15 protein-coding genes and 1 tRNA gene are annotated in these 14,541 nt (G+C 73.6%); 13 read left to right on the top strand and 3 right to left on the bottom strand.

The window, feature by feature from the left end:
• The first annotated feature begins 115 nt into the window (after positions 1-115).
• The 3 genes from ACTWP5_RS25975 (at position 116) to ACTWP5_RS25965 (ending at position 2,729) form a co-directional block, all read left to right on the top strand.
• Positions 116-1,486, top strand: a complete 1,371-nt coding sequence (locus ACTWP5_RS25975; RefSeq protein ID WP_443223549.1) for a DUF445 domain-containing protein — start codon at positions 116-118, stop codon at positions 1,484-1,486.
• 114 nt (positions 1,487-1,600) lie between these two features.
• On the top strand, positions 1,601-2,602 hold the full coding sequence (locus tag ACTWP5_RS25970; RefSeq protein WP_443223548.1) for an HNH endonuclease signature motif containing protein: 1,002 nt from the start codon (positions 1,601-1,603) through the stop codon (positions 2,600-2,602).
• A gap of 38 nt (positions 2,603-2,640) precedes the next feature.
• A tRNA-Leu gene (locus ACTWP5_RS25965) sits at positions 2,641-2,729 on the top strand.
• 77 nt (positions 2,730-2,806) lie between these two features.
• Here ACTWP5_RS25965 and ACTWP5_RS25960 read toward each other — a convergent pair.
• Positions 2,807-3,853: a phosphotransferase family protein gene (locus ACTWP5_RS25960; protein WP_443223547.1), complete on the bottom strand. Its 1,047-nt coding sequence runs from the start codon at positions 3,851-3,853 to the stop codon at positions 2,807-2,809.
• Between the two features lie 71 nt (positions 3,854-3,924).
• On the opposite strand from ACTWP5_RS25960, the gene ACTWP5_RS25955 reads away from it, so the two are divergent.
• The 3 genes from ACTWP5_RS25955 to ACTWP5_RS25945 all read left to right on the top strand — a co-directional run bounded on the left by ACTWP5_RS25955 (position 3,925) and on the right by ACTWP5_RS25945 (position 5,721).
• Positions 3,925-4,353 carry an OsmC family protein gene (locus ACTWP5_RS25955; protein ID WP_443223546.1) on the top strand — a complete coding sequence of 143 codons (429 nt, stop codon included), beginning with the start codon at positions 3,925-3,927 and terminating at the stop codon, positions 4,351-4,353.
• Positions 4,354-4,544: 191 nt separating this feature from the next.
• Positions 4,545-5,060 carry a hemerythrin domain-containing protein gene (locus tag ACTWP5_RS25950; protein WP_443223545.1) on the top strand — a complete coding sequence of 172 codons (516 nt, stop codon included), beginning with the start codon at positions 4,545-4,547 and terminating at the stop codon, positions 5,058-5,060.
• 223 nt (positions 5,061-5,283) lie between these two features.
• Positions 5,284-5,721, top strand: a complete 438-nt coding sequence (locus ACTWP5_RS25945) for a MarR family winged helix-turn-helix transcriptional regulator (RefSeq protein WP_443223544.1) — start codon at positions 5,284-5,286, stop codon at positions 5,719-5,721.
• A gap of 170 nt (positions 5,722-5,891) precedes the next feature.
• Here ACTWP5_RS25945 and ACTWP5_RS25940 read toward each other — a convergent pair whose 3' ends face one another.
• The gene (locus tag ACTWP5_RS25940) at positions 5,892-6,341 is read right to left on the bottom strand and encodes a nuclear transport factor 2 family protein (protein ID WP_443223543.1); all 450 of its coding nucleotides are present in this window, start codon (positions 6,339-6,341) and stop codon (positions 5,892-5,894) included.
• A 107-nt stretch (positions 6,342-6,448) separates the two neighbouring features.
• Between ACTWP5_RS25940 and ACTWP5_RS25935 the strand changes: the two genes are divergently transcribed.
• The gene (locus ACTWP5_RS25935; RefSeq protein ID WP_443223542.1) at positions 6,449-6,703 is read left to right on the top strand and encodes an acyl carrier protein; all 255 of its coding nucleotides are present in this window, start codon (positions 6,449-6,451) and stop codon (positions 6,701-6,703) included.
• 144 nt (positions 6,704-6,847) lie between these two features.
• On the opposite strand, the gene ACTWP5_RS25930 is transcribed toward ACTWP5_RS25935, so the two are convergent.
• The gene (locus ACTWP5_RS25930; RefSeq protein WP_443223541.1) at positions 6,848-7,933 is read right to left on the bottom strand and encodes an acyltransferase domain-containing protein; all 1,086 of its coding nucleotides are present in this window, start codon (positions 7,931-7,933) and stop codon (positions 6,848-6,850) included.
• 617 nt (positions 7,934-8,550) lie between these two features.
• On the opposite strand from ACTWP5_RS25930, the gene ACTWP5_RS25925 reads away from it, so the two are divergent.
• The 6 genes from ACTWP5_RS25925 (at position 8,551) to ACTWP5_RS25900 (ending at position 14,515) form a co-directional block, all read left to right on the top strand.
• Positions 8,551-9,816, top strand: coding sequence for a beta-ketoacyl-[acyl-carrier-protein] synthase family protein (locus ACTWP5_RS25925; RefSeq protein ID WP_443223540.1), 1,266 nt, complete (start codon positions 8,551-8,553; stop codon positions 9,814-9,816).
• The gene (locus ACTWP5_RS25920) at positions 9,813-11,345 is read left to right on the top strand and encodes a ketosynthase chain-length factor (RefSeq protein ID WP_443223539.1); all 1,533 of its coding nucleotides are present in this window, start codon (positions 9,813-9,815) and stop codon (positions 11,343-11,345) included. Before ACTWP5_RS25925 ends, ACTWP5_RS25920 begins: the two co-directional genes overlap by 4 nt.
• Before the next feature lie 64 nt (positions 11,346-11,409).
• The gene (locus ACTWP5_RS25915) at positions 11,410-11,667 is read left to right on the top strand and encodes an acyl carrier protein (protein ID WP_443223538.1); all 258 of its coding nucleotides are present in this window, start codon (positions 11,410-11,412) and stop codon (positions 11,665-11,667) included.
• 63 nt (positions 11,668-11,730) lie between these two features.
• The gene (locus ACTWP5_RS25910; protein WP_443223537.1) at positions 11,731-12,534 is read left to right on the top strand and encodes an SDR family NAD(P)-dependent oxidoreductase; all 804 of its coding nucleotides are present in this window, start codon (positions 11,731-11,733) and stop codon (positions 12,532-12,534) included.
• 41 nt (positions 12,535-12,575) lie between these two features.
• A complete protein-coding gene (locus ACTWP5_RS25905) occupies positions 12,576-13,556 on the top strand; it encodes an aromatase/cyclase (RefSeq protein ID WP_443223536.1) in 981 nt (326 codons plus the stop codon).
• Positions 13,553-14,515, top strand: coding sequence for an MBL fold metallo-hydrolase (locus ACTWP5_RS25900; protein ID WP_443223535.1), 963 nt, complete (start codon positions 13,553-13,555; stop codon positions 14,513-14,515). Before ACTWP5_RS25905 ends, ACTWP5_RS25900 begins: the two co-directional genes overlap by 4 nt.
• Positions 14,516-14,541 lie beyond the last annotated feature (26 nt).

The following is a 14,541-nucleotide window of genomic DNA, read 5'->3' as shown; positions in this document are numbered from 1 at the left end:
GACGGCGGGACGCACAACCGCACGGTGACGCGGCGGACCGGCGGACCGGCGGACCGGCGGAGCGCGGCGGGGCAGCGGCGCGGCACCACGTGAGGAACGGGAGGACAGCGAAGGCATGGAGCAGACGAGGACCGCGCCGGACAACGACACCGGCACCGAGGCCGACCCCCCGACGGGGCCGGCCTCGCCCGGCCCGACCGGCCGCACCCCGACCGGCGGCCCGGCGAGCACGCTGACCGCCACCGACGCCGAGAAGCTGCGCTCCCTGCGCCGCATGAAGGGCGTCGCCACCGGACTGCTGCTGCTCGTCGCCCTCGGCTACGCCCTCGCCACCTGGGCGGAACACTCCGGCGCCGGCCCCTGGGCGGGATACCTCGCCGCCGCCTTCGAGGCCGGCATGGTCGGCGCCCTCGCCGACTGGTTCGCCGTCACCGCCCTCTTCCGCCACCCCCTCGGCCTGCCCATCCCCCACACCGCGATCATCCCCACCAAGAAGGACCAGCTCGGCCAGTCCCTCGGCGACTTCGTCGGCGAGAACTTCCTCGCCGCCCCCGTCGTCCGCGACAAGCTCCGCTCCGTCGCCCTCGCCCACCGCCTCGGCGGCTGGCTCTCCCAACCCCACAACGCCGACCGCGTCACCGCCGAACTCGCCACCGCGCTCCGCGGCGGCCTCGCCGTGCTGCGCGACGCCGACGTCCAGGCCGTGCTCGGCGAGGCCATCACCCGCCGCGCCCACGCCCAGGAACTCGCCCCGGGACTCGGACGCCTCCTCGCCAGGACCGTGGCCGACGACGGCCACCGCCGCCTCGTCGACGTGCTCTGCGCCCACGCCCACGACTGGCTCGTCGACCACCGCGAGACCGTCCTCGCCGCCATCGAGGGCGGCGCCCCCGGCTGGACCCCCCGCTTCGTCGACCGCAAGGTCGGCGACCGCGTCTACCGGGAGCTGCTGCGCTTCGTCACCGAGATGCGCGACGCCCCGCACCACCCGGCGCGCGGCGCGCTCGACCGCATGCTCGCGGACTTCGCCCACCGCCTCCAGCACGACCCCGAGACCCGCGCACGGGTCGAGAACGCCAAGGCGGAACTGCTGGACCGGCCCGAGGTGCAGGAGCTGATCGCCTCGGCCTGGTCGGCCCTCCGCTCGATGATCCTCGCCGCGGCCGAGGACGACCGCAGCGCCCTGCGGCTGCGGGTGCGCGCCTCGCTGCTGACGCTGGGCGGCAGGCTGAGCTCCGACGAGCGGCTCGGCGCGAAGCTGGAGGGCTGGGTCACCGACGCCACCCTCCACGTCGTGACGGGGTACCGCACCCAGATCACCTCCCTCATCACCGACACCGTCGCCGCCTGGGACGCCCCCACCACCTCCCGCAAGATCGAACTCCACATCGGCCGCGACCTCCAGTTCATCCGCCTCAACGGCACGATCATCGGCGCCCTGGCGGGCCTGGCGATCCACACGGCGACGCGGCTGCTGGGAGGGTGACGGGCAGGGTCGTCGCACGAGACGGGCCCGGGGCGTGAGGCCGTGACGCCGCCGACGGTCGCTCGTTGACCCGTGCGACACGCGGACACGCGATCGACGAGTGGGTGGGGAGACATGGCGGACCGTTACCCGCGCGAGCTCCTGGCCGACGCCGTGGAGCGCTCCTCCTCCTGGGCGGACGTCATGCGGGCGCTGGGCGTGCGGCCCAGCGGGGGAGCGCGCCGCACGATCCAGCGGCGTGTGGCCCGGTACGGCATCGACACCGGCCACTTCCGGTCGGGGAGTCCGTGGCGTCGGTACTCGGAGGCGGCGATCGCCGAGGCGGTCGCGTCGTCGACGACGCTGCGGGAGGTCGCCGTCAGGCTCGGAGCGAGGCCGGCGACGGGCACACTCTCGCACCTTCGCCGGCGTGTCGCGGCGGCGGGAATCGACGTCAGCCACCTTCCGGGGCTCACCCGTGAGGCCGTCGAGCTTCCGTTCACGACGGAGGAACTGCGCTCGGCGGCGCGGTCCGCCCGCAGTCTCAGGTCGGCGGCGCGGATTCTGGGGCTGGACGAGGAGGACAGCAGGTCCCGCGCCGCGTTGCGCCGCATGCTCGCAGCGCGGGGAATCGACACCTCGCATTTCTCGTACGCGCGGCGAGCGCTGTCCGAGACGCGCTTACGGGAGGCGGTCGTGGCGAGCGTCAGTTTCGCGGACGTGATGCGTTCTCTGGGGCTTCCCGTGACGTACCAGAACCATCGGCGGGTGCGCCGTGAGGTGACGCGGCTCGGGTTGGACACCTCGCACTTCACGCGGCGCACGGCGGCGGACCCGCTCGCCTCCGGACGGCGGGCGTCGGTGGCGGCGGAGGTGTTGCGTGTCCTGCCGGAGGGCTCCGGGCGGATCAGGCGCGAGCGGCTGCGTCGGGCGCTCGACGAGACCGGAGTTTCCTACGTCTGCGGAGGCTGTGGGAACACGGGGGAGTGGAATGGGCGGCCGATGACACTTCAGATTGATCACGTCAACGGGAACTGGCTCGATAATCGCCGGGAGAACCTGCGGTATCTCTGTCCGAACTGCCACGCGGTGACGGATACCTGGTGTGGCCGAAATCGGGGGCGTGGGGTGAGGTAGATCGGCGTGGGGTGTCGCGGTAGGATGATCGATGACCTGCGGCCGTTGCTGAATTCGGTATAAGCGCAACACTTAGGATGTTGTGGGCGTTTCGCCCATGTGGGTTCGAGTCCCACCGGCCGCACCAGATCTCGATCACGGAACAGGAAACGGCGCGGCCGCTGCGGCCGGGCCGTTTCCTGTTCGTGCGAGCGTGCGTCCGCCTCACCGTGGCGCTCCCGTGATGTCGGCGATCAGGTCGAGGGCCGCCACGAGGGGTGGGGTGACGCGGGTGTGGGTCCATTCGGCCTGGGCCGGGGGGAAGGCCCGGGGGTGGAGTTCGGTGAGCATGATCACGTACAGGTAGGCGCTGTAGAGGGCCATGCGCACGCGGGCGGGTTCGTCGAAGGAGGAGACGCCGTAGCCCGCGAGGAGGGCGGGGTCGGAGTCCGGGGTGTCGCAGAGGGTGAGGGTGGCGAACTCCGCGAGGGGGTCGCCCCAGAACATGCGCTCGCCGTCGATGATCGCCGTGATGGCCGCGCCTGAGCCGTTCGAGCCGTTCGAGCCGTTCGCGCCCTGCGAGCCGTCCGTGGCGCCGTCGTCGTCGGTGATGAGGATGTTGCCCGGCCAGAGGTCGAAGTGGACGAGGACGGGGGTCGTGACCTCGGCCAGGGCGGGCCTCGCCGCGGCGGCGAGGGCGCGGATGGCGTCGGGTGGGGACGGCAGTCGGGCGCCGAAGCGGGTGGCGTCGTCGAGGACGGCGTCGAGCATCGCCGTGAACGTCCCCGGCCAGTCGAGGGTGGAGGGGCGCGCGGGGTAGCCGAAGTGGGGTCCTGTGACGGTGTGGAGGCGGGCGGCGAGGCGGCCGAGTTCGTGGCGGAGGGCGGCCGGGTTCGCGGGCTGGGCGCGGTCCCACGGTGTGCCGGGGCATTCGGTCATGAGGAGGAAGGCGCCGTCGGGGTCGGCGTGGACGACCTCGGGGACGGGTACGCCGGCCTCGCGGGCGGCGAGGTCGTAGAAGGTGGTCTCGCCGAGCAGGATGCCCTCTTCGTAGGTGAGGGCGGGGGTGGCGGGGTCCGGGGGGAGTTTGAGCAGCACGGTGGCGGGGTCGGTGGTGAGGTGGAGGCGGTAGATGGTGTTGTACGTGCCGCCGGGGAGGGGTTCGTGGGAGCGGACGGCGGCCGGGGATATGGGGGTGGTGGCGAGGAGGGCGTCGAGGGCGGCGCGGTTCAGGGTGCGTTTGCCGGCGCGCTGGTCCTGTTCGGTAGTCACGGTGTCAGTGTGCTGCCTCGGCAGCGATAGCGTGGTGGCCCGTCACCACTCGCCGTAGGAGGAAGATCGACATGGCAACGACTCGCACCGCGACCACCAACTGGGAAGGCTCCCTGATGCAGGGCGCGGGTAACGTCGAGCTCAACTCGTCCGGGGTTGGGAAGTTCGACGTGACCTGGGCGTCCCGGGCGGAGGAGCCGAACGGGAGGACCAGCCCGGAGGAGCTGATCGCGGCGGCTCACTCCTCGTGTTTCTCGATGGCGCTCTCGCACGGCCTGGCGGGTGCCGGGACGCCGCCGGAGTCGGTGGAGACGCGGGCGGCCGTCACCTTCCAGCCGGGGGAGGGGATCACCGGGATCGTGCTGTCCGTCAAGGCGCGGGTGCCGGGGATCTCGGCGGAGGACTTCCAGGCCGCGGCGACCACGGCCAAGGAGAACTGCCCGGTGAGCAAGGCGCTGGCCGGGGCTCCGATCACGCTGGAGGCCGAGCTGCTGTCCTGAGCGCAGGGCGGGCTGTCGGTGTGTGGCGGTCCCGTCGCCCGGTTGGCGGGTGGCGGGGCCGCTGTGGTGTTTCTGGGGGGAGATCTGTTGGGGGATGGACGCAGGTGACGGTTCGTTGACAGCCTCGGGGGCGTCTCATAGAGTGAACGTCAGTTTGCTTTGAAAGCAAATATATTTTGGAGGACATGGTCATGACCGACGACCAGCAGCAGCCCGGGGGCCAGCCGGAGGGTGGGCCCGAGGAGCCGTTCGACCAGGCTGCCTTCGACCGCGCCGCGGGCGAGAAGGTGCTCGCCGCCCACGAGGAGTTCCGCGCCCACATCGCCACGATCCGCGCCCAGCTGGACGCGAAGGACGGCGAGGTGCCGGTGCTGACGCTGACCGAGCAGCTGCGCAAGCGCTGCCTCGACTTCTGCTGGGGCCTCGGGCACCACCACGGCATGGAGGACGGCTCGTTCTCCATGCTGTTCGACGGGCGTTTCCCGCACCTGGCCCCCGTCATCGAGCGGCTGCGCCAGGAGCACCGCGTGGTGGAGGAGAAGCTGGCCCGGTTCAAGGCGTTCCTGGAGGACGGCAACGAGCACGACGCCGCCCGGGTGCGGGAGGAGCTGGAGCTCGCGGTCGACGGGATGGAGGAGCACTTCGTCTACGAGGAGGAGCACCTGCTGCCCGCGCTGGGTGTGACGGCGCCCTCCCGTTCCTCGTAGGGGGCCTTCGGGTACCGTGGGCGGCGCCGAGGCGGAGGTCACACGGATGTCAACGGAGCGGGCGGGAACGGGGGCGCGACCGGGGAGAGAGCCGAGCGGGGCGTCGGGGACGAAGCGCGGCGCCGAGCGGTCTGGCGCCGACCGGTCCCGTACCGGGCGGTCCGGCACCGAGCGGGGTGCCGGACCGAGCGCGGAGCTCAGCACGGAGGAGGCGGTGCGGGCGATGCTGCTTCTCCTGCCGCGGATCGTCTCGCGTGCCAAGCGCACCCCGCCGCCGGAGCTCCTGTCCTCCTTCCAGCTGGCGCCGCGCCACCTCTCGCTGCTGGCGTACCTGCTGTTCGACGGCCCGACCACGGTGAAGGACCTCGCGGCGCGGCTGGAGGTCGCGCCGACGACGGTCAGCCTGATGGTGAGCGACCTCCAGCGGCAGGGAGTGGTGGAGCGGCGCGAGGACTCCGCCGACCGTCGGCGCACGATCGTGGTGCTGACCGAGGACCCGGAGACCCGCGCCGCCATCGACGCCTGGCTGGCGGCGGGCGCCCGCGCGTGGCGGACGGTCTTCGAGGAGCTGACGGCGCGGGACCGGTCGATGTTCGTGCGCACGCTCCAGGCGTACGAGGCGGAGCTGTCGGCGGCCGGCGTCGCGGAGCCTGAGGGCTGACGGCGGCGGGGCGCCCGGTGGCCCTGGCGCCCCGCGGTTCCCGGCGGCACGTGCCCGCGTTCGTCCGCCCGCGCGTCGCCTCGGACACGGCGTCGTCGCGGCGGCCGGTTCTTCCGGACCTTCCGGGTGTTCCGGTCCGGACCTTCTGGGTTGTCCGGTTGTTCGGGGTGTTACTGCGCGGCCTTCACGGCGAGGTCGTCGCGCTCGATGGCGCGCGAGCGGTTGCGCAGCTCGCCGTCGGCGTCGCGAACGAGGACGTCGCGGACGAAGCAGGTGGGCTCCGTCAGGACGGAGCCGTCGGCCGAGGTGACCGTGACCGTCGCGTAGTACGTCGTCGTGATCGTGCCGTCGTCGGCCTGCTCGATGGTCATCATGTCGAACCAGTGCCGGGGCTGGGCGCCCTTGAACCGCCCGGCCGCGCCCTCGGCGGCCGGCGCGATGGCCGGGCCGGTCAGCTCGCCGCCGCCCGCCGGCAGGAAGACCCCGTCGTCGGTGAACGTGGCGGCGAAGCCGGCGAAGTCGCCGCCGTCGAGGCGGTGCAGCTGCCGCGCGTAGAACTGCTGCACCTCCACGTAGAGCTCGGGGGAGGGCAGCTTGGGGGATGTCGTCGCCTCAGTCATGCGGCGATGGTCGCGGGCGGGTCTGGAGGGTGGATCGAGCGGCGGCTGAGTGCGCCGTCCAGCTGGTCTCCAGTTCGCTTCGAGCCCCCGCGCCGAGCCTTGGGGGCATGGCCGACTTCACTCTGACCGAGTTCAAGAGCATCGTGGACGCCTGCTACGAGGGCGCCGAGAGCGAGAACGTGCAGGAGTCCACCGTGGACACGGAGTTCTCCGAGCTGGGCTTCGACTCGCTCGTCGTCTACGAGATCGTCACGCGCATCCAGGACGACTACGGGGTCACCGTGCCCGACGAGCGGCTGGACGACCTGAAGACGCCCGCCGCTCTCATCGGTTACGTCCGCGAGCAGCTCAGCGCGGCCTGACGTCACCCGGCGCGGTCCGTCGGCGGTCAGCCGCCGGCTCGTCCCGGTGCCGGTCCGCGCCGTCCGCTCCCTCACCTCCCTCTCCTCCTCTTCCTTCGTTCGCACGTCCCGTCCGTCCCCGGGCCTCGACCACCCGAGCTGGTCCTAGCTTTGGACCTCGTCCCGGTCCTGGTCGTGTTCCTGTCCCGGTTCCGGCTCCGTCCGGTCCCGTTCCAGCGCCAGCCGGTCCATCGCCTCGGCGAAGGCCGCGACGTCCGCCGGGCCCCCTCCCGCCCGGCCCGCGGCCAGCAGGGGGATGACCCGGCTGGCGCCTTTTCGTACCGCCGGGTGGCGGCGCGCCACGGTGCTGAGGCTGCGGTCGGGGCTCGCGTCGAGCAGCAGCAGGCCGGGCCGGTCGCCCTGTTCCTCCAGCAGCCGCAGCAGGGCGGGCCAGTACCGCACGGGGCGGGAGAGCTGGCCGGCCCAGAAGTGCGGGTCGGTGGCCTCCTCGGGCAGCAGCGGGGCGGCGGTGCGGGTGGAGAGGATGGTGACGCCCGCCTCGGGCTCGGCCAGCCGCAGCCGGGCCAGGGCCTCGCCGTGGCGTTGGGCGGTCGGCTCCATCACCGGGCTGTGGAAGGCGTGGCCGGAGCGGAGCGCGCGCACCGCGAAGCCGGCGCGGCGCAGGCGCGTCTCGGCGACGGCCAGCGGCTCGCGCGGTCCGGCGAGCACGGTCTGGCGCGGCGCGTTGACGGCGGCGACGGCCACCTCGGGTCCGAGGTCGCCGCGGACCTTCTCGACGTCCTCGGGGGTGGCGGCCACGGCCAGCATGCCGCCGCGCCCGGCCTTCAGCCCGGTGTCGCCGACGGCGCTGGCGCGGGCCGTGACGACGGTCCCGAGGTCCTGGGGGTCGAAGACGCCCGCGAGGCAGGCGGCGGCGAGCTCGCCGACGCTGTGCCCGAGCAGGATGTCGACGGGTCCGGCGGCGCCGCGCACGGCGCTGCCCAGGGCGTATCCGAAGGCGAGCAGCAGCGGCTGGGCCACGGCGGCCTCGTCCATCGCCGGGTTCGGCGAGGGGCGCAGCCACTCCTGGCGCAGCCGGGTTCCCTGCTGGCCGAGGGCGGTGAAGACGTCCGTCATGCGGGTGGTGAACTCCCGCGCGAAGGCGGCGTCGGCCCCGAACAGTCCTGCGGCCATGCGTTCGCGCTGCGCGCCCTGGCCGGGCAGCAGCAGCACGGTCCTGCGGCGCTCCACGGTGGTTGCCTCCTGAGGCGAGTGGGTCGGCGTACGGTCGGTGTTCTGTCGGTGTTCTGTCGGCCCCGTGCCGCGGGTCCGTTCTGTCGGCCCGCCACGGTCACGAGCCGCGGGTCACGGTCACGGGGTCACGGGTCGAGGGCCACCGGCCCCGGGGCACCGGGTCCCGGGTCGAGGGCTGGTGTGGGGGCCGTCACGCGACGGCCCCGTCGTGGACCCGGCCCGCGCACCCCGTGTGGGGGGCCGTGAGGTCGGTCGGCACGGGCCGGTCCCGTCCGGCCCCGGTCGATCACCCCGACGGCCGTCGCGAGGCGCTGGTCGCGGCCCGTCCCCGTCCTGTCGTTCGTCCCGTTCCCCGTCCCGTCGGGTGGCTGGCGGTGGTCTGGTGGCACCGACGCGACGGGTGGGTGGGACGGCTGTCGCGGCGGCCGTCGTGTCGGCCGTCGTGTCGGCGTGGCGACCCTGGCGGCAGGTGCTCGACCTGAGGTGGATCGGCGCTGGAGACGGCGTCCGGGAAAGCCGGCCGGTCAGGGCCCCGGGACACGCCAGCCGGATTCGAGTGGACGTCGAGCCGTGCGGCTGACAGTCGGGAAGCAGCCGAACGAGGGGCAGAATCCGTGAACCGAAGCGTCGCAATCACCGGAATCGGCGTGGTCGCGCCGGGCGGGATCGGCAAGAAGGCGTTCTGGGACCTGATGGTGTCCGGTCGCACGGCCACCCGCACCATCTCCTTCTTCGACCCCTCCCGCTTCCGCTCTCAGGTCGCCGCAGAAGTCGACTTCGATCCACAGCGGTCCGGGCTGAGCCCGCGGGAGATCCGGCGGCTTGACAGGGCCGCGCAGTTCGCCGTGGTCAGCGCCAGGGAGTGCCTGGCCGACAGCGGCCTGGAGTTCGTCGAGCTCGACCCCCACCGCACCGGAGTGTGCGTGGGAACCGCCGTGGGCGGCACCACCAGCCTGGAGCGGGAGTATCTCGTGATCAGCGACAGCGGCCGGCTGTGGGAGGTGGACGCGGACTACGCCTCACCGCACCTCTTCGACGCCTTCATCCCGAGCTCGCTGGCGGCCGAGGTGGCGTGGGCGGCGGGCGCCGAGGGGCCCGCGACCGTGGTCTCCACCGGCTGCACCTCCGGCATCGACTCGGTGGGCCACGCCTACGACCTCATCGTCGAGGGAAGCGCGGACGTGATGCTCGCGGGCGCCGCCGACGCCCCGATCTCGCCCATCGCCGTCGCCTGCTTCGACGCCATCAAGGCGACGACGCCGCGCAACGACGACCCCGAGCACGCCTCGCGGCCGTTCGACCGCACCCGCAACGGCTTCGTGCTCGCCGAGGGCGGCGCGATGTTCGTGCTGGAGGAGCTGGAGCACGCCCGCGCCCGGGGCGCGCACATCTACGCGGTGATCGGCGGGTACGCCACCCGCTGCAACGCGTACCACATGACGGGCCTGAAGCCGGACGGCACGGAGATGGCCGACGCCATCCGCCACGCCATGGCCGAGGCCCGGATGCGGCCGGAGGACGTCGACTACGTCAACGCGCACGGCTCGGCGACCAAGCAGAACGACCGGCACGAGACCGCCGCGTTCAAGGCGACCCTCGGCGACCACGCCTACAACGTGCCGGTCAGCTCCATCAAGTCGATGATCGGGCACTCGCTGGGCGCCATCGGCTCCATCGAGCTGGCGGCCTGCGCCCTGGCCATCGAGAACAACGCGGTACCGCCCACCGCCAACCTGCACGAGCCCGACCCGGAGTGCGACCTCGACTACGTGCCGAACGAGGCGCGGCAGGTCCCGGTGAACGGAGTCCTCAGCGTGGGCAGCGGCTTCGGCGGCTTCCAGTCGGCGATGGTGATGACCCGTGAGGCGGTAGACCGATGACCACCCCCACCACTACGACCACCGGCGGCGCCAAAGCGGCCACCAGCGCCCGCCCGGCCGGGAGCGAACCCGTCCCCGCGCGGCGCGCGGTCCGGGCCGTCATCACCGGCATCGGCGTCGCCGCCCCGAACGGCCTGGGCACCGACGCCTGGTGGCAGGCCAGCCTCAGGGGCGAGAGCGGCATCCGCCCCGTCGTGGACTACGACGCCTCCCGCTACGCCACCCAGCTGGTGGGGCGCATCGAGGGCTTCGAGGCCACCGAGCACATCCCGGGCCGGCTGCTGCCGCAGACCGACCGGGTCACCCGGCTGGCGCTGACGGCCGGCGCGTGGGCCCTGGAGGACGCCGGCACGGGGCCGGAGCCGGCCACGATGCCCGGCTACTCCAGCTACGACGTCGGGGTGGTGACCTCCAACGCCATCGGCGGCTTCGAGTTCACCCACCGCGAGGTCCGCAAGCTGTGGACGCAGGGCTCGCACCACGTGAGCGTGTACGAGTCCTTCGCCTGGTTCTACGCGGTCAACACCGGCCAGCTCTCCATCCGGCACGGCATGCGCGGCACCAGCGGCGTGTTCGTCGGCGAGCAGGCCGGCGGGCTCGACGCCATCGGCCACGCCCGCCGCACCCTGCGCAAGGGGCTGCGGCTGTCGATCACCGGCGGCATGGAGTCGGCCCTCGACCCGTGGGCGCTGGTCTCGCACATCACGGGCGGCCGGATCTCCCGCTCCGACGACGCCGCCACCGCGTACCTGCCGTTCGACAGCCGTGCCGCCGGGCACGTGCCGGGCGAGGGCGGCGCCATCCTCGTGATGGAGGACGCCGAGTCGGCCACGGCGCGCGGCGCGCGGGTGTACGGCGAGATCGCCGGCTACGCCGCGACGTTCGACCCGGCCCCGACGGCGGTCCGCCCCGGCCAGGCGCCGCTCTCCGCGCAGGCCGCGATCCGCGGTTACGCCCCGGCCGAGTCCGAGGAGGACAGCCGTCCGCCGGGCGCCGGCCTGGAACGGGCGGCGCGGATGGCGCTGGCCGACGCCGGCCTCGGGCCCCAGGACATCGACGTGGTCTTCGCCGACGCCGCGGCCGTTCCGGAGGACGACGCCGCCGAGGCGGCCGTGCTGCGGACGCTGTTCGGCCCCTACGGGGTGCCGGTGACGGCGCCGAAGACGCTGACGGGCCGCCTCTACGGGGGCGGCGCGCCGCTGGACGTGGCGGCGGCGCTGCTGGCGATCCGCGACGGCGTGATCCCGCCCGTGGTGGGCGTGTCGCAGCCGGCACCCGACCAGCGCCTGGACCTGGTGCGGGAGGAGCCGCGCCCGGCGCGGCTGCGCGCCGCCCTGGTGCTGGCGCGCGGGCGGGGCGGCTTCAACTCCGCCGTCGTCGTCCGCGCCCCGCGCCTGGACGACCTCCCGCGCGCCCCGCGGGAGACCGCGAGCGAGACCACCGGCGACAACGGCTCGGACGGCGGCACCGCCAGCGCCACCGACAGCGCCACCGCTCCCAGCACGGACAGCACCGACACCACCCCGTGACCCCGTGAAGCGCGACCCAGCGCGACCAACCGCTACCACCCCGACCCGGAGGAGTTCCGCCGCCATGGCCCCCATCACGCTCGACGACCTCGCCCAGGCCCTGACCGAGTGCGCCGGCTCCGACGAGGAGGTGCCGCTGCGCACCGAGGCGATCGACACCCCCTTCGCCGACCTCGGCTACGACTCGCTCGCCCTGCTGGAGACGGCCGCCCTGATGCAGCAGCGCTACGGCGTGACCCTCACCGACGACGAGGTCGGCGAGATCGGGACTCCGCGCGAGTTCCTCGACCTGGTCAACACCGCCACCGCCCGCGCCGCCTGACACGACGCGCGGCCGACCCCACGCACACCAAGAGCGAGTAGAGCCGAGCTAGGGAGAGGACACATGGCAGACGAGGCCACGAGTCAGGGCACGGCGCGCGGCGCCGCCGTCATCACCGGAGCCACCCGCGGTATCGGCCGGTCGGTCGCCGAGTCGCTGGCCGGCCTCGGCTACCCCGTGTTCCTGTGCGCGAGGGACGAGGCGGCCGTCGCCGAGACGGTCAAGGAGCTCACCGAGGCCGGGCACACGGCCGACGGCACCGCCTGCGACGTCACCGACCCCGACAGCGTGCGGGGCATGATGAGCGCCGCCGTCGACCGCTTCGGCTCGGTCGAGGTGCTGGTGAACAACGCCGGCCGCAGCGGCGGCGGCATCACCGCCGACATCGCGGACGAGCTGTGGCACGACGTGATCGCCACGAACCTCACCAGCGTCTTCCTCGTCACCAAGCACGCGCTGACCACCGGCGGCATGCGGGAACGCTCCCGGGGCCGGATCATCAACATCGCCTCCACGGGCGGCAAGCAGGGCGTCGTCCTGGGCGCCCCGTACACCGCCTCCAAGCACGGCGTCGTCGGCTTCACCAAGTCCCTCGGCCTGGAGCTGGCCAAGACCGGCATCACGGTCAACGCGGTCTGCCCCGGCTACGTCGAGACGCCGATGGCGGCCGGCGTCCGCCAGGGCTACGCCCGCCTGTGGGACATCAGCGAGGAGGACGTCCTGGAGCGGTTCAACGCCAAGATCCCCCTCGGCCGCTACACCGATCCCGACGAGGTCGCCGCCATGGTGGCGTACCTGGTGTCGGACGCCGCCGCGCCGGTCACCGCCCAGGCGATCAACGTCTGCGGCGGCCTGGGCAACTACTGAGCCCCCCCACCACGCCGCGCCCGTAGAAGGAGAGCCGACCCGTGGACACCACGACCACCCAGAGCCCCACCCGTTCGGCCGAGCACACCACCGAGCTGGCCGCGCCGGCCGAGCGGGCGTACGCCCTCGTCGAGGACGTGCGCCGCTGGCCGCTGCTGTTCTCGCCGTGCATCTGGTCCCAGGAGCTGGAGCGCACCGCCGACAGTCAGCGCATCCGCCTGTGGGCGGTCGCCGGCCACGAGGTCCGCAGCTGGGTCTCGCGCCGCGAGATCGACGCCGAGCGGCTGCGCATCGAGTTCCGGCAGGAGACGCCCGCCCCGCCGGTGGCGGAGATGAGCGGCTTCTGGCAGTTCGAGAACACGCCCTACGGCGGCCCCGCCCACCTGCTGCTGAACCACAGCTGGGCGACCGTCGGCGACTCCCCGGACGTCTCCGACCGGATCGCGGAGGCGCTGCACGCCAACAGCACGGCCGAGATCAAGGCGATCCGCACCTGGGCCGAGCGCCCCCAGGGCGTCGACGAGCTGATGTTCTCCTTCAGCGACCGGGTGCTGATCGCGGCGCCGCCGGCGGAGGTCTACGACTTCCTCTACCGCGCCGACCTGTGGCCCGAGCGGCTGCCGCACGTCGCCCGTCTGGACCTGGAGACCTCGCCCGCCGACGCCGGCACCGGCGGCGCCGAGGTGCAGACCATGGACATGGACACCGCCGCCGCCGACGGCACCCTCCACACCACCCAGTCGGTGCGCCTGTGCTTCGCGGACGAGCGCATCGTCTACAAGCAGACCACGCCGCCGCGCGGGCTGCTGGCCCACTCGGGCGACTGGGCCCTGACCGGCATGACCGACGGCACCCTCGTCACGGCCCGCCACAGCGTGGCGATCGACCCGGCCGCGATGACGGAGGTCTTCGGCGAGGGCACCAGCATGACCGCCGCGAAGAACGCGATCAGGGCCGCCCTCGGCGGCAACAGCCGCCGCACCCTGGAGGCCGCCCGCGCCCACACCGAGGCCGGCGCGTGACGGGGCCGGCCCCCGGACCGGAGGCGAAGCTGGAGGAGGTCGCCGACGGCGTCCACGCCTACGTGCAGCCCGAAGGCGGCTGGTGCGTGAACAACGCCGGCATCCTGCTGGACCCCGCCCGAGCCCAGGCCCCCGTGCTGGTGGACACGGTCGCCACCGAGGCCCGCGCCCGCGCCCTGCGCGCGGCCCTCGCGGGCCTGGCCGGCGACGGCGCGGCCGGCGACCCCTCGGTCATCGTCAACACCCACTTCCACGGCGACCACACCTTCGGCAACGCGACCCTGGCCGGCCCCGGCACGGTGATCGTGGCCCACGAGCGGACCCGCGTGGAGATGGCGCAGGCGGGCCTCGGCCTCACCCAGCTGTGGCCGGGCGTGGCGTGGGGCGAGATCGAGCTGGTGCTGCCGAACCTCACCTACGGCACCGGGCGGGCGGGCGAGGGCCTGACCCTCCACCAGGGCGAGCGGCGGATCGAGCTGATCCACCCGGGCCCCGCGCACACCACCAACGACACCCTGGTGTGGCTGCCGGAGGAGCGGGTGCTGTTCGCCGGCGACGTGCTGCTGCCGGGGTGCACCCCGTTCGTGCTGATGGGCTCCGTCGCCGGCTCGCTGGAGGCGATCGCGCGGATGCGGGAGCTGGACCCGCGGGTCGTCGTCGGCGGCCACGGACCGGTGAGCGGACCGAGCGTGCTGGATGAGACCGAGGCGTACTTCCGGTGGCTTGCCGACAGCGCGCGCGACGGCCTGGCCGCGGGGCTCGCCCCGCTCCAGCTCGCCCGCGAGCTGGGACCCGGGCCGTACGGGCACTGGCGTGACCCGGAGCGGCTGGTGGCGAACCTGCACCGGGCCTACGCCGAGCTGCGGGGTGAGCCGCGGGGGCAGGCCCTGGACGTGCTCGCGATCTTCACCGAGCTGGTGGAGTACAACGGGGGCCGGCTTCCCACGAGCCACGCCTGACCACGCACCACGCACCACGCTCGTCG

Origin of the sequence: Streptomyces sp. 4N509B, from assembly GCF_052245655.1 — a bacterium.
Classification (GTDB): domain Bacteria; phylum Actinomycetota; class Actinomycetes; order Streptomycetales; family Streptomycetaceae; genus Streptomyces.
Note: the sequence above shows the minus strand (reverse complement) of the source record. Positions and strands in the feature narration are given on the sequence as shown.